This window comes from Litchfieldella rifensis (genome assembly GCF_042646605.1).
Taxonomy (GTDB): Bacteria; Pseudomonadota; Gammaproteobacteria; order Pseudomonadales; family Halomonadaceae; genus Litchfieldella; species Litchfieldella rifensis.
Genome location: NZ_JBHRUG010000031.1, coordinates 1 through 12,573, shown reverse-complemented (window position 1 = coordinate 12,573; position 12,573 = coordinate 1). Strand labels below are relative to the sequence as shown.

Genomic DNA, 12,573 nt, shown 5'->3' with positions numbered 1-12,573 from the left:
TCAGCTCATAGGGCCAGGCTCAGAACAAGCCGAGCTGCTGGTCGATCAGTCTCGCGAAATCGTCCTGCACGAACGGCAGGATAGCGTCCGCCACCGGCTGTAGCTGGCGTGTGAGGTAGTGGTGATAGTCGAGCGCTGAATGCTGCGTTTCCAAGGGCTCCGGGCCCGCGACCGTCATCACGTAGCTGATCCAGCCGCCATTCTGGTACTGCCGCGGCCGGCCCTGCCGGTCGTTGTAGTCGTCGGCGATGCGCGCCGCGCGGACGTGCGGCGGCACGTTGCGCTGGTAGTCGTCCAGCCGTCGCCGGAGCCGCTTGCGGTAGATCAGCAGGTCATCGAGTTCGCCCGCCAGGGTGCGGCGCACGTAGTCGCGCACATAATCCTGGTACGGCTGCCGCTTGAAGATGCGCAGGTAGAGCCCCTGCTGGAACTGCTGGGCCAGTGGCGACCAATCGGTACGCACCGTTTCCAGGCCCTTGAAGACCATCTTGTCGCTGCCATCCGCGCCCCTGACCAGCCCGGCATAGCGTTTCTTGCTGCCCGCTTCGGCGCCGCGGATGGTGGGCATCAGGAAACGACGGTAGTGCGTCTCGAACTGCAGCTCGAGCGCACTTTCCAGGCCGAACTCGCGCTGCAGGTGCTCGCGCCACCACTGGTTGACGTGTTGCACCAAGCTCCGGCCGATACGCGCCGCGTCATCCTCCGAATGTGCCGCCCGGAGCCAGACGAAGGTGGAGTCGGTATCGCCGTAGATCACGGTATAGCCTTCGGCCTCGATCAATTCGCGCGTTTTGCGCATGATCTCGTGGCCACGCAGGGTAATGGACGACGCCAGGCGTGGATCGAAGAAGCGGCAACCGCTGGAGCCGAGCACGCCGTAGAAGGCGTTCATGATGATCTTCAGCGCCTGGGAGAGTGGCTGGTTGTTCTCGCGCTTGGCCGCTTCGCGGCCCTCCCAGACGCGCGCCACGATGGCCGGCAGGCAATGCCGGGTGCGCGAGAAGCGCGCCCCGCGAAAGCCTGGCACCGACTCGCTGTCCGCGGGATGGCGCATGCCCTCCACCAGCCCCACCGGGTCGACCAGGAAGGTGCGGATGATCGACGGGTACAGGCTCTTGTAGTCGAGTACCAGCACGGAGTCGTACAGGCCGGGCCGCGAATCCATCACGAAGCCCCCCGGGCTGGCCTCCGGCATCCGCTCCCCCAGGTTCGGCGCGACGAAGCCCTGGCGGTGCATCAACGGCATGTAGAGATGGCTGAAGGCCGCGACCGAGCCGCCGCTGCGGTCGGCGGGCAACCCCGTGACGGTGGCACGCTCGAGCAGGAAGTCCAGCAACTCGGCCTTGGCGAAGATCCGCGTCACCAGTTCGCAGTCCTTGAGGTTGTAGCGCGCCAGCGCAGGCTTGTCCTCGGCGAACATGCGATCGATCTCGTCCATGCGCTGGTAGGGGGTGTCGATCGCCTTGCCTTCGCCAAGCAGCATCTGCGCGACGTTTTCGAGGCTGAACGACGAGAAGCTCCAGGTCGCCGAACGCAGCGCCTCGATACCGTCGATGATCAGGCGTCCGGCCGCTGCCGCGAAGTAGTGGTTGCTACGGCTGCCGTGCTCGCGCCACTCCATCACGCCACCGTCGCGCCCCAGGCGCAACGGAACCCGCTGGCGCTCGGCATGCTCGTGCAGGATGCGCAGATCGAACTGCACGAGGTTCCAGCCGATGATGGCGTCGGGATCATGCAGGGCGAGCCACTGGTTCAGCCTTTCGAGCAGTTGCGCCCGGGTGTCGCAGTAGTCGAGCCGGAAGCCGATCGCAGCCCCCTCCCCGTTCGCCGGCCCGAGCATGTAGACCTGGCGCTCGCCGCAGCCTTCGAGAGCGATGGAATACAGCTCGCCCCGGGCATTGGTCTCGATATCGAGGGAGACCAGCCTGAGGCGGGGACGGTACTCCGGTGCGGGCTTCATCTGCGCGTCAAGCAGTATGCCGCTGGCGTGCGGCGTGCCACCGAACCACACCGGCGCGGTGATGAAGCGCTCCATCAGATAGCGTTCCGGCGGCCGGACATCGGCCTCGAAGACATCGACCCCCGCCTGCCTCAATCGCTTGTCGAGGTGCATCAACTGGCGGTGCTGCCGACAATACAGGCCGAGCACGGGCCGGTGGTGGAAATCGCGCAGCTCCAACGGGCGAAGCTCGACGCCGTGCTCACCGCGCAGCAACGACTCGGCCAGCTCGCGCTGATCGACAGGCAGGAAGGCCACCGAGGGCTGGCAAGGCAGGCGGATATGCCGGGGACCGTCATCGGTCGCCAGCCAGAACTCGACTTGCGTGCCAGCGGGCGTATCGCGCCAGTGCCGGGTCAGAACGAACCCCTGCTGTAGATCCACCGCTGCCACCTCAACAACCTGTTTCAGAGTGCGAGTTTACCCGCCAAGTGAGGGGCGTCGAACCCTACCGGCCCAGCCACCTATCACCGTTCATCGATATTCCTGAGCACGGCCTTGATATCGACGATCGGCGTGCCATCGACTGCCTCCATGGCAGCCACCCTCAGCCGCTGCCCGGCAACCTCCAGCACCGACACCCGATGCAGCCCCACCGGATTGGGACGATCCGGCGAGCGTGTGGCGAACACCCCGATCAACGACGCCTCGACCCTGCTGCGCGGATGCACCTTGAGCACGTCCCGCCGCCCGTGATGCAGCCAGGTCAGCACGAGAATCTCGTCGCCAACCTCGATGCCGTCAAGCCCTTCCGCCACCGCATCGAAAACCTCCAGCCACGCCTCCGGCGCGCCCTCGTCTGCCTGGCGGGGCGCCTCCTTGCGACTCGTCAGTGGAGAACGAATCACCCCAATGGGTTCAATCGTGTAGTCGGTTTCGTTCATGGTCCCTCACTGTTCAAGCGCCTTGCTACTTTCGTTGCCACGCTGGCTTACCGAGAATAGCAGCATGACACCACCCGGCAGGAGCGGCTTCAGCCGCGATCAGGAGAGCACGACCAGCGTCAGCACAGTGATCGGCAGGAAGGCTGCCCCGTCCTTCTGGGCAACCGTGCTCTTGGCACTGCTTATCTACAAGTAGCTCACTGAATGGGGCATGTCACATCAGTTCCCAGCAACAGGGGTCAAATGGGTGAGAACGCATATCCAGCGCCCTTCCGTTTTCACATAAACATCGGTCACCCACTCGTCGGCACTGATGGGGGCTCCCTTGAACATCCCTGTGTTTCGACCACGCCCCGTAACTACCGCGACATTGCCGTATACACGGACACGATCCAGGTCCTTGGTCATGCTGGAATGACTAAGAACGCCTTCTCCTATTGCCTGCAGGAATCCTTCTCGGGATACCGGCCCCGCCTCGGGTGTCACCAGGACCCAGTCTTCCGAGATACATGCCGATATCTCGGCTACGTCATTCGAGACGACCGCTTGGTTGAAAGCTTCTTCAACCGCTTCGAGTTCCTTGAATAGGGTGTTGTCCGTCATGACGCCTCTCGTCTCCTTGAGGTCTCGGAAACCTCAGTTCAGGCCTTGGCCACCTTCACGGCGGTCCCGGTGGCCACCAGGAACAGCATGGACTTGCCGCCACCCGAAATCTCACTGTAGTCGAGGTCGACGCCTATCACGGCATTGGCCCCCATCGACTCCGCCTCTCGGCGCAGTTCGTTCAAACAAGCGACTCGGGCCTCACGGAGGGCATCCTGGGACGACTTGTTGCGCCCACCGAAGAAGTCGCGAAGGCTTGAAAACATATCCTTCAGCACGTTCATACCGAAAACGCATTCGGCCGAGACGATGTCGATATGTTCGGTAACGCGATAGCCCTCGAGATGCGAGGAGGTGGTGAGAATGACACGGTCAGACATTGGAAGCTCCCTGTGTTTAGCTCGTTATCAGCGTGACAGCAATGGATTGGGATGCTTGGCCTCGAGGCCACCGCTACCATAGGGTCGCGTGATGATCTCCAGACGGTGGCCGTTTGGATCATCGAAGTAGAGGCCCCGCCCGTCATCCCAGTGATTGATTTGGTTGGGCTCCTTATGGAAAGGATCCGCCCAGTAGGTAAGCCCGCGTTGGCGCAGACGATCGAAGATGTCATCGAACTCGTCTTCACTGACCAGAAATGCAAAATGACGTGGAGAAATGGGTTCGTCGCCGCGTATCAGGTCCAAGGATGTGTCGCCGACTTGCACGACCGTGAAATGCCCCAGTTGGCGCGGTGGTGCTAGACCGAGAATCTCCGTCAGGAACGCTGCCGTCGCCTCAGGGTCTTTCGCATGCACGATAGTGTGGTTCAGTGTTATCGCCATACCTGCCCTCCCTACACAAGCCGTGTTGAGACATAGTCATTGTAGGTATCGTCAACCGGGGTGCGGCGTCTCGATCCCAGGAATATCACCAACCCGCTCAGTGAGAAAGTCAATCAACAGCCGGACTCGCGCGATGCCCGCACTCTCAACTGGCGTAAAGGATCGCTAGAAATCTCATTTCTTCCGCTTGTCATGGATGTATATCACCTTTGAGCTCTCATCCCTTGAAGGCCTTTCTTCAATGTCAAAAAGCCCTGTCGCAAAAACCAGATCGCCGAGTTTTCTATAGCCATAATTTCGAGAATCGAAGTCAGGAAACTGCTTCACCATATTACTCCCGACTGCAGCCAAGGGAGCCCATCTGGTTTCGTCAGAGGACGACTCAACAGCTTTCCGAAGCGAGTTAACGAGCTTCGTATCCGATTTCAACTCCTTGCTAGAGCTCTTGGTCGTCCCAGGCCCTTCTTCTTCACTCTCACGAAGGACCTCTGTATAAATGAACTTGTCACATGCCGACACAAAGGGAAGCGGAGTCTTTTTTTCACCGAACCCAAACACAGTGAGGCCAGACTCTCTAAGCCGAGAGGCCAGCCTGGTAAAATCACTGTCACTCGAAATCAGACAAAACCCCGTAAAATTCCCTGTATAAAGAAGATCCATGGCATCGATGATCAACGCGCTGTCAGTGGCATTCTTCCCTTTCGTATATCCAAACTGTTGCACTGGTTGTATAGAATGCTGCAGTAGTGTTTCTTTCCAGCCTTTCAACTGTGGCCCTGTCCAATCGCCATAGATTCGCTTGACATTAGCCACGCCATATTTCGCAATTTCCGCCAGCAAACCATCCACTATGCCTGGCTGGGCATTATCCGCATCAATCAAGACGGCAAGGTTGTTATTTTTCTCCACTAGATACCCCCTAAAAGAATAATCATGCATTATCTCAATACTTGCCGACCTGGTGTCATCTGGACCAATGGAGATATCGAAGCACTGCCCTCAGTGAGATGGGAAGCTAGAATCCATCGCGAGCATTCTGACAGAGGAAAGACAGCAACGTTTTCTCGGCGGACCGGCACCTCACGCCTCGGCGGCATCCGCCGCCTGCCATTGACGGCGATGCTGCAACGGCGACCAATGCCAAGCCTGTAAAGACGGCGTCGAGCAGTTCTGCCTCAAAGGCTTCACCATGACCGCCCGAAGGTATCGACCTCGCCTCTGCCGCACCGCTCCTGTGTGCCGGCATCACCACCTATTCGCCGCTGAAGCACTATGGCGTGAAAGCGGGCCATAAGGTCGGCGTGATCGGCATGGGTGGCCTGGGCCACATGGGCGTCAAGCTGGCCAAGGTGCTCGGTGCCGAGGTGACGGTGTTTACCCGCTCCGCGGCCAAGGTGGACGAAGCCAAGCGCAACGGCGCCGACCATGTGGTGGTCTCCACCGACGCGGCACAGATGGAAGCCGTCGCCGAGACCTTCGACTTCATGCTCGATACCGTACCGGTGCAGCACGACCTCAACCCGTACCTGGCGTCACTGAAGTATGACGGCACCCACATCCTGGTCGGCTTGCTCGAACCCATCGAGCCAACCATCGAAGCCTTCAACCTGGTGTTCAAGCGCCGCGTGCTGGCCGGCTCCCTGATCGGCGGCATTCCCGAAACCCAGGAAGTGCTCGACTTGTGCGCCGAGCATGGCATCACCTGTGACGTCGAGATGCTCGATATCAAGAACATCAGCGAGGCTTACGAGCGCATGGAAAAGGGCGACGTACGCTACCGCTTCGTCATCGACATGGCCACGTTGAAGGAGAACGGCGCGAGTTGATGTCTTGAAAAGCCATACAGCCATCGGCCGGCTGCCCCCATCGGGCAGCCCCGCCCTCGGCTCTGCTTATGACTCCGCCGCTACCCGATACAAAGTAGCGCCGTAGGCGCCAGATTCGAGGGAAGCCCAAGCGCTTGCTGGGCTTTTGAGTCATCGAAACCGGCCACCAGAACGCAACCGGCGCCCAGAGCCGTGCACTGGAGATGGACGTTTTGCGCTAAAGCACCGGATTCCATATACACATAACGAGCCCCGCGCTCTCCTTGAGGTGGCTGAGACTCGAAATGCCTGATCGAATCTTCGAGTCTTGCCGCCACCCCGATGACGACGGCAGCGTCACCCAGCCATGGCTGATCACCAATTCCCGCCTCTTGGATCGCCGCATCCGGGACTTGTCTGTCCAGTAGCTTCAGCGAATGACCATGACACTGGTATTCATAAATCCCTGGCTCAAGTTCGGAAACCCGCCGGACCACAACGTGGAGGTGCAGCGGGTACAACCCACCTGCCGAGGGAGTGGCTCGTTGTTGATCCGCTCCCGTGATCCCCTGGGCAGACCAAAGTAGCTGTGACAGTGACGCAATGGATATGGGAGTGCCCGGATACTCCCTGATACTGCGACGACTTCTGATGCAACTCACCAACGACTCGGATTCATATGCTTCCGGTGCAGGTAGGTCGAGGATCATGCACTGACTCCTTATGCATAATGCCGGCCTTCAGCCAACCGCATGGAGCGGATGACCGAAAGCAGGTAGCGGAATAATGTAGGTCGGCGGCAAGGCATTGTCATGCGCAGGCTTTCCGCCACTCGCCGCGTTTTTTAACTTGCCTGATCGTCGGTAGGAATCGCCTCGAGATCCATCCACATGGCCTCCCATATATGGCCATCGGGGTCCGACAGGTTCCGGTTATACATGAAACCAAGATCCTGGGCAGGGTTGATATCCGCTGTGCCGCCATGCTTGGCAGCCGCCTCGTTCATGGCGTCGACAGCATCGCGACTGTCGCACGACACGGCAAGCATCACTTCGCTAGAGGTTGCGGGTGGGATGGGACGGTCGGTGAAGGTGCGCCACTTGGCATGCGTGAGCAGCATGACGTTGATCGCCTCGCTCCATACCATGCAGGCGGCCGTATCGTCAGTGAATTGCGGGTTGTTCTCGAAGCCGAGGGCCTTGTAGAAAGCCATCGACGCATCGAGGTCGGTGACGGGCAGGTTCACGAAGATCATCCGGGACATTGTTCGCTTTCTCCAGGTTGCTGATAACACGACAGCTTCATGGGCTGTCTTCTCCTAGTCGAACAGCCAGTCTTGGTTTCGACAGGCACGAGACATTCTTTTGTACGCCGTCGAGGTTGCCATCAGCGGTGGAAAAATTGTCCGGCAACGACGCCTTGTTATACATCGGCAACCTCCTCCGGAATCAACTCCAAAAGGTCCGTGACACCAATATCCTCACCGGCCTGTGATAGCAAAGTGGAAACCTGCCCACGGTGATGAGTTTGGTGATTAAAGAAGTGAAGGAGAAGGCTCGAAAATCGCTTGTTCACTGCTACTCCTTCGGTGTTGTGGTAGCTGAGGACATAATCCAAATCGCTATCGGAAAGTTCACTGATCCAATCGATAATTTTCTCATCCAAGAAAACACGATGTTCGGATAGGCTACGGAAATCATTGGAAACAATCTGATCCAAGCTAGTTGGGCTCGGAAGATCAGCAACCTCGCGCAAGGAAGTCGTACAGGACGGGTGTGTAGCAAACCGCTTGAGCCAGATAGTGTCGCCGACAACGATATGGTTTAGAGTACCCAGGATAGAGCCGAAAAAGGCACTGCGATCCTTGACGAGATCTGTCTCATTGAGACGACTCGCCGCTTCATAAACCTTTGAATTCATCCACTGGTTGTAGGAAGCCATCAGTTCAAAATGGTGCTTCAGACTCATTAGAATGCATCCCCCTCAGCCGGATCTTGGATAGAAACATCGGTAACAACTCGCTTGACCTTCATGCTGACTCCATTAGCTGTTGTGCGACCTACCACTGATTAGGCAGCGCACTCTGTCATTGGCTTTATTGTGCGGGCACGTTCACGTTTGCCGGGCGTCCCCCTTTGACTCGTGTGCTGCCGCAGCAATTGCATCAACATAGTCAAAACTTCCGCTTCCGGCCATAAAGCGGCAATGGCCAAAGCAGCGCAGTGCCGGATCGCCTCGCTGCATTTCAAACGCTCTGGTCACGAATGATGTCGGTCAATGATAGGCGCATGCCGCGCCATCAGCTCAGCGACCCACTCGATGAACACACGCAGCTTGGTGCTTACATGTCGATTTGGCGGAAACGCCACGTACAACGGCATCGGGTCGAGGCGCCAGTCTTCGAACAGTCGCACTAGCTCACCGCATGCAAGGTGCTCCTTGGCCATATAGTCCGGTAGCCAAAGTATGCCCAGACCGGCCAGACCAGCAGCAAGGTAGCTATTGCCATCGTCTACTGACAAGACATAGCGGCCTTGCACCTTGATGCTGTCTTCATTGCGGTGCATGGCATAGGGGAAGGTTTTACCGGTGCGGGACCATAGGAAGCCCACGATACGGTGATGCGAATTTTCCAGCTCTCGAGGGTGCGAGGGCGAACCGGCGCGTTCCAGGTAGCTTGGCGCCGCATAAACGCCAAGCTGCAAGTCGCCGACGCGCCTTGCCATCAGCGATTGATCGGTGAGCTCGCCACCACGCACGACGCAATCCACATTCTCATCGATAAGGTCCACCATGCGATCGCTGACCCCCATGTCCAGCTGGATTTCCGGGTATTGGGCATGGAACGCCGGTAGTGCCGGCACAAGAATCATACGAGCCAGCGGACTAGGGACATCCACCCGCAAGCGACCCCTCGGCAACGTCGAGGCGCTGGACAGGCTAGTCTCGGCGTCGTCTAAATCCGCCAGCAGCCGTAGCACGCGCTCGTAGTAGGCGGCCCCATCGGCCGTCACGTTAACCTTGCGCGTCGTGCGGTTCAGCAGCCTGACACGCAGCCGTGCCTCTAACTGCTGCACGAGTTGCGTTACGCTGGTCTTGCTCATGTGAAGCGTTTCGGCTGCCTTGGTGAAGCTTCCGGTTTCCACCACCCGCGCAAATGCCTGCATTGCATCGAAACGGTCCATACCTTCCCCAAGGGATCCTTGCGATTGTTTGTATTTTACAAACAGTGATGAGTAGGTTTGCTTGTTTATCCGCCAATCACCAGCGCTTAAAGTACCACCATCGTTGATTCAAGGTCGCTTTGACCCATTGATGGAGGCACTACATGACCAAGCGTGACATGACTACGCGTGACGTTATTTTCCCCGCCGGTCGCCAAGCGCTGTATGAGCGCAATCGCTATTCACCGGCGATCCGATCCAATGGATTTCTATTCGTCTCAGGACAAGTCGGTAGCAGAGAAGACGGCTCACCGGAGCCCGACCTCGAGGCGCAAGTCAGGCTCGCCTTCAAGAATCTAGAGGCGATCCTGATAACCGCCGGTTGCACATTCGACGACGTGATTGATGTCACTGTTTTCATGGTCGATCCAGAATCGAAGTTCGAGACGATCTGGAAGGTCGTGCCAGAGTTCTGGGGTAACGCGCCGCACCCGACGTTAACTGCCGTCGGTGTCACCTGGCTCTATGGCTTCCAGTTCGAAATCAAGGTGATAGCGAAGCTACCAGAATCAGTGGATAGTTGATCCACGCCGATAGCTACCACTGCCCCCGCCGTGGGACGTGGATACTTGCTGGTGCAGCTCTGGAAGGTGGTCATTTCAGAGCTCCCGGACCAGGCGATCAGGACATCGATGTCGAATTGTTGCTGGAAAATGACATCCGCTTTCTTGATCCCTTCCGCTGATCGTTTGGCCGGCTAGGCACCATAGGAATTCGTCCAGTAGGCTATACAATCAGCAAGAAAGTGAGTGCCCTTTTCGCGTTCCCATTTCGCGATACGCCACCCATAGCGAAGGGGTTACCTATGCCAAATGTTGGGTGAAAAGCATAAATCCGTCCCCTGGCCAATGGCAAGCGACGTCATTTCGAACTACGATTAAATAAGCCCGTCTACCTGTGGTATCTAGCCATACCGAGGTTTGACCATGACTCCAACACAAGCCATTGAATTCGCCAAGGACCAGCACTGCGAAATCGTAGATCTGAAATTTTCCGATATTCTGGGCCAGTGGCAGCATTTCTCTATCCCCGCCAGCGAGTTGGACGAGGACGTGTTCGACGCAGGTGTAGGGTTCGACGGCTCCTCGATCCGCGGCTGGCAGGCCATCCACACTTCAGATATGCTGGTGATTCCCGACCCGTCTACCGCAGTGCTCGATCCCTTCACCAGCGCCCCGACGCTGTCGCTAATCTGCAACATCATCGACCCCTTTACCCGTGCAGAGTACAGCCGGGATCCCCGCACTATCGCGCGCAAGGCGACGAAGTACCTGCAGTCGACCGGCATCGGCGATGTCGCCTATTTTGGCCCGGAAGCCGAGTTCTTCATCCTGGACGATATCCGTTACGACCAGAACCAGCACTGCGGCTATTACTTCATCGACTCGGCCGAAGGCCAGTGGAACACAGGCCGGGAGGAGTTTCCCAACCTCGGCTACAAGCCCCGGTACAAGGAAGGGTATTTCCCGGTGCCGCCCACTGACTCGATGCAGGACATACGCTCCGAAATGGTGCTCACCATGGCAGAGCTGGGATACCGGATAGAGGCTCACCACCACGAAGTGGCCACGGCAGGGCAGGCGGAAATCGATATGCGCTACCTGCCCCTGGACAAGATGGGCGATGCCCTGATGTGGTACAAGTACACGGTCAAGAACGTGGCGCACCGCCACGGCAAGACCGTCACCTTCATGCCCAAGCCCGTGTTCCAGGACAACGGCAGCGGCATGCACGTGCACCAGAGCCTCTGGAAAGCAGGCAAGCCCCTATTCGCGGGGGAAGGCTATGCGGGCCTGAGCCAGCTGGCGATGCACTATATCGCCGGCATCATCAAGCACGCTTCGTCCCTGGCAGCCTTCACCAATCCCACCACCAACAGCTACCGTCGGCTGGTGCCGGGCTTCGAGGCGCCGATCAACCTCGCCTATTCCAGACGCAACCGCTCGGCGGCGGTGCGCATTCCCATGTATCAGGGCAACCCCGAGGCCAAACGCATCGAGGTGCGCTTCCCGGACCCCATGTGCAACGGCTACCTGGCGTTCTCCGCCATGCTGATGGCGGGACTGGACGGCATCGATAACAAGCTGGAAGCCGGTGACCCGCTGGACAAGGATATCTACGCGATGAGCCCAGAGGAGTTGGCGGATGTGCCGTCGACACCGGCATCCCTGGAAGAAGCCCTGGCGGCCCTACGCGAAGACCACGAATTCCTGCTCAAGGGCGATGTCTTCACTGAAGACGTGATCGACACCTGGATCGACTACAAGATGCGGAACGAGGTATCGGCCCTGCGGCTGCGCCCACACCCGTACGAGTTTGCCCTCTATTTCGACGCCTAAAGAAAAAGTAAAGGACATCCACTTTCTTGAACGCCCGATTTATAAAGCACCCCTGTCGCAGATGGAGGGCTTCGCGGTGACGCCCCTGCCCTTCTCCTAGCCTCCGGTTCTGCGAACACCTGGCATGAGAACTTCCATCTTTCTAGTTCTGTGCCATGCCTGGCACACAGGTTGGAGCTAACCGGCCGTCGGAGGGACCCCGGAACGATCTCATCTCGCGGCCACATGTGAACAATGTCCGGATCAATGGAGTTCGCACAAGGCCGGCGCTATATCCTTGATGCAAGCGTGCGTGCAGCATCTTCGGGATGCCCGCTTGGGGGTCGTCAACTACCTCAACCATCCATCTACATATGCCAATATTCCTCATTCGGCCGAGGCTGTGTGAAAACACAAAAGCCCACCGCCTATACCGGTATTTGGCGATGAAGCCACTCACAGCGGCCAACGAGACGCTTCTTAGCGCCTCCATCATCGCCACATCCGAGGTTATTCAAAATAATGTTCCCCGAGAAAGCTTCTCTGGAGAGCGGCAGAGCCCGCTATAGAAGCGACAAGGGCAGCAGGCACATTATGCCCGCATCGCCTGAATCAGACGCTTGGTGCCGAGGATGTTCATGACCCGTTTCATGTTGTACGCCAGCACGTGAAGGCTCATTTCCGTGCTGACGTTCTTGAGGGTTTTGGTCAGAAAATGCGTCGCCCCCATCCAGGCCTTCAGGGTTCCAAACGGGTGCTCGACTGTCTGGCGCCTGAGACGCATCATTTCCGGCTTCTGATCCAGTCGATAATGTGCCGACTCGAGCACATCCTCATGTTCCCAGCGCTTGATCCGTCGATATATCCCCGTGGTGCATTGTGGCTTCCTTGAACAGCTCGGGCAGGCTGAACTCCA

Annotated in this window: 13 protein-coding genes and 1 pseudogene; 3 read left to right on the top strand and 11 right to left on the bottom strand. The window is 58.3% G+C overall.

The window, feature by feature from the left end:
* Positions 1–19: 19 nt before the first annotated feature.
* The 6 genes from ACFOEV_RS15730 to ACFOEV_RS15705 form a co-directional block, all read right to left on the bottom strand.
* Positions 20–2,383: a DNA polymerase II gene (locus ACFOEV_RS15730; protein ID WP_386775626.1), complete on the bottom strand. Its 2,364-nt coding sequence runs from the start codon at positions 2,381–2,383 to the stop codon at positions 20–22.
* An 83-nt stretch (positions 2,384–2,466) separates the two neighbouring features.
* A complete protein-coding gene (gene tsaA, locus ACFOEV_RS15725) occupies positions 2,467–2,883 on the bottom strand; it encodes a tRNA (N6-threonylcarbamoyladenosine(37)-N6)-methyltransferase TrmO (RefSeq protein ID WP_386775624.1) in 417 nt (138 codons plus the stop codon).
* A 219-nt stretch (positions 2,884–3,102) separates the two neighbouring features.
* The gene (locus ACFOEV_RS15720; RefSeq protein WP_386775622.1) at positions 3,103–3,486 is read right to left on the bottom strand and encodes a nuclear transport factor 2 family protein; all 384 of its coding nucleotides are present in this window, start codon (positions 3,484–3,486) and stop codon (positions 3,103–3,105) included.
* 38 nt (positions 3,487–3,524) lie between these two features.
* On the bottom strand, positions 3,525–3,866 hold the full coding sequence (locus ACFOEV_RS15715) for a YbjQ family protein (RefSeq protein ID WP_386775620.1): 342 nt from the start codon (positions 3,864–3,866) through the stop codon (positions 3,525–3,527).
* A gap of 27 nt (positions 3,867–3,893) precedes the next feature.
* The gene (locus ACFOEV_RS15710; protein WP_386775618.1) at positions 3,894–4,310 is read right to left on the bottom strand and encodes a VOC family protein; all 417 of its coding nucleotides are present in this window, start codon (positions 4,308–4,310) and stop codon (positions 3,894–3,896) included.
* A 174-nt stretch (positions 4,311–4,484) separates the two neighbouring features.
* On the bottom strand, positions 4,485–5,249 hold the full coding sequence (locus ACFOEV_RS15705) for an NYN domain-containing protein (protein ID WP_386775616.1): 765 nt from the start codon (positions 5,247–5,249) through the stop codon (positions 4,485–4,487).
* A gap of 199 nt (positions 5,250–5,448) precedes the next feature.
* On the opposite strand from ACFOEV_RS15705, the pseudogene ACFOEV_RS15700 reads away from it, so the two are divergent.
* Positions 5,449–6,136: pseudogene (locus tag ACFOEV_RS15700) on the top strand (NAD(P)-dependent alcohol dehydrogenase); the annotation flags it as partial.
* Between the two features lie 80 nt (positions 6,137–6,216).
* On the opposite strand, the gene ACFOEV_RS15695 reads toward ACFOEV_RS15700, so the two are convergent.
* The 4 genes from ACFOEV_RS15695 to ACFOEV_RS15680 all read right to left on the bottom strand — a co-directional run bounded on the left by ACFOEV_RS15695 (position 6,217) and on the right by ACFOEV_RS15680 (position 9,300).
* Positions 6,217–6,825, bottom strand: coding sequence for a SagB/ThcOx family dehydrogenase (locus ACFOEV_RS15695; protein WP_386775614.1), 609 nt, complete (start codon positions 6,823–6,825; stop codon positions 6,217–6,219).
* A gap of 134 nt (positions 6,826–6,959) precedes the next feature.
* A complete protein-coding gene (locus tag ACFOEV_RS15690) occupies positions 6,960–7,379 on the bottom strand; it encodes a VOC family protein (protein WP_386775612.1) in 420 nt (139 codons plus the stop codon).
* A 158-nt stretch (positions 7,380–7,537) separates the two neighbouring features.
* Positions 7,538–8,083 carry a DinB family protein gene (locus ACFOEV_RS15685; protein WP_386775610.1) on the bottom strand — a complete coding sequence of 182 codons (546 nt, stop codon included), beginning with the start codon at positions 8,081–8,083 and terminating at the stop codon, positions 7,538–7,540.
* Between the two features lie 290 nt (positions 8,084–8,373).
* Positions 8,374–9,300: a LysR family transcriptional regulator gene (locus tag ACFOEV_RS15680; RefSeq protein ID WP_386775608.1), complete on the bottom strand. Its 927-nt coding sequence runs from the start codon at positions 9,298–9,300 to the stop codon at positions 8,374–8,376.
* Positions 9,301–9,443: 143 nt separating this feature from the next.
* On the opposite strand from ACFOEV_RS15680, the gene ACFOEV_RS15675 reads away from it, so the two are divergent.
* Together ACFOEV_RS15675 and glnA are read left to right on the top strand one after the other, a co-directional pair.
* Positions 9,444–9,863, top strand: coding sequence for a RidA family protein (locus ACFOEV_RS15675; protein WP_449280244.1), 420 nt, complete (start codon positions 9,444–9,446; stop codon positions 9,861–9,863).
* 402 nt (positions 9,864–10,265) lie between these two features.
* The gene (glnA, locus tag ACFOEV_RS15670) at positions 10,266–11,678 is read left to right on the top strand and encodes a type I glutamate--ammonia ligase (protein ID WP_449280243.1); all 1,413 of its coding nucleotides are present in this window, start codon (positions 10,266–10,268) and stop codon (positions 11,676–11,678) included.
* Between the two features lie 571 nt (positions 11,679–12,249).
* On the opposite strand, the gene ACFOEV_RS15665 is transcribed toward glnA, so the two are convergent.
* Positions 12,250–12,573 (bottom strand): transposase (locus ACFOEV_RS15665; RefSeq protein ID WP_386775604.1); only part of this gene is annotated, 324 nt, incomplete at its 5' end.